This window comes from Sinomonas susongensis (assembly GCF_005877005.1).
GTDB lineage: Bacteria > Actinomycetota > Actinomycetes > Actinomycetales > Micrococcaceae > Sinomonas > Sinomonas susongensis.
Genome location: NZ_SSNH01000030.1, coordinates 1 through 1,628, shown reverse-complemented (window position 1 = coordinate 1,628; position 1,628 = coordinate 1). Strand labels below are relative to the sequence as shown.

1 protein-coding gene is annotated in these 1,628 nt (G+C 67.9%); it reads right to left on the bottom strand.

Features of this window, described 5'->3' with window-relative positions; genetic code table 11:
* Positions 1-10 precede the first annotated feature (10 nt).
* The gene (locus E6A21_RS17695; RefSeq protein ID WP_212745974.1) at positions 11-1,510 is read right to left on the bottom strand and encodes an aldehyde dehydrogenase family protein; all 1,500 of its coding nucleotides are present in this window, start codon (positions 1,508-1,510) and stop codon (positions 11-13) included.
* Positions 1,511-1,628 lie beyond the last annotated feature (118 nt).

The window sequence follows — 1,628 nt, the reverse complement described above, 5'->3', positions numbered from 1 at the left end:
GCCGCTGTGGTCAGAGTTGGATGTAGACGCTCTTGGTGTAGAGGTAGGTGTCCATGTGGGCGGAGGTGCCCTTGGAGCCGTAGCCGCTGAGCTTGGTGCCGTTGAAGCCTACGAGGGGGTCGATGTAGCCGTAGCAGTTGACCCACATGGTGCCGGTGTGGACGCCCTGGAGGACGCGCAGGGCGGTGGAGATGTTCTGGGACCAGACTGCTCCGCCGAGGCCGTAGTCGTTGTCGTTGGCGATGGCGATGGCCTCCTCGACGTCGTCGAAGGGCATGATCGACAGGACGGGGCCGAAGATCTCCTCGCGGGCGATGCGCATCTGGTTGGTCACGCCGCCGAAGACGGTGGGCTGGACGAAGTAGCCGTTCTCGAGTTCGCCGCCGAGCCTGTGGCCGCCGCGGAGCAGTTCGGCGCCCTCGTTCTGGCCGATGTCGATGTAGTTCAGGACGTTCTCCAGCTGGGTCTGGTTGATGACCGGGCCCAGGTTGGCTGCGTCGTCGAGGCTGTGCCCGACCCGCAGGGTGTCCATGAAGGCCAGCACCCGCTCGGTGAACTCCTCGACGATGGGCCGCTGGACCAGCACCCGGGTGCCGGCGAAGCAGATCTGGCCGGAGTTGGCGAAGACCCCCATCGCCGCGCCGGGGACGGCCTTGTCCAGGTCCGCGTCGGCGAAGACGATGTCGGCGGACTTCCCGCCCAGCTCCAGCTGCAGCTTCTTGATGTTCACCGTGGAGGCCTCGATGATGCTGCGCCCGGTCTGGGTCGATCCGGTGAAGGCGACCCGGTCCACGTTCGGGTGCGCGGCCAGCGCGTGCCCGGCTTCCCTGCCCGAGCCGGTGACCACGTTCAGGACCCCGGCCGGGACCCCGGCCTCGTGCAGGATCTCGGCCACCCGCAGCACCGACAGGGACGCCTCCGTGGCGGGCTTGAGCACGGCGGTGCACCCGCTGGCCAGGACGGCGCCGATGATCCAGAACTGGCTGTTGAGCGCACCGTTCCAGGGGATGATCCCGCCGATGACCCCGACCGGGGCCTTGAGCGTCATCGTGGTGACGTTGCCGGGGATGCCGTTCATCAGGGTCTCGCCGCTGATGCTGGTGGCCTGGGAGGCGAAGAAGGAGAGCATCTTCATCAAGGCGGCCTTGGCCCCGCGCAGCTTCGAGACCGGGGCGCCCATGTCCATGGCCTCGATCTGGGCCAGCTCCTCGAACCGCTCGTCCAGGACCTGGGCGATGCGGGTCAGTAGCCCCTGGCGCTCGTAAGGGGTCCAGGTGCTCCACTGGCCCTCGAACGCCCGCCGCGCTGCCAGGACGGCGCGGTCGACGTCGGCCTGGCCGCCGGCGGCGAGCCGGGCCAGGACCTGCCCGGTGGAGGGGTTGGCCGTGGTCAGGGTCTGCCCCGACTCGGCCGGGACCCTCTGGCCGTCGATGAAGAGATGGTGCGCCTCGCGGGACAGGAAGCCCTGGGCCTGCTCGCACAGGGGGAGGTTCTGCTGGGTTGTGGTCACTGCCTTGCCTCTCAAATGACCTATGACATCTGCGTCAGTCGAAAATGAAGACGCCCTTGCCGATCTTGCGCTGATCGAACAGCTCGTACGCCCGCTCCGCCTCATCCAGCCGGAACTC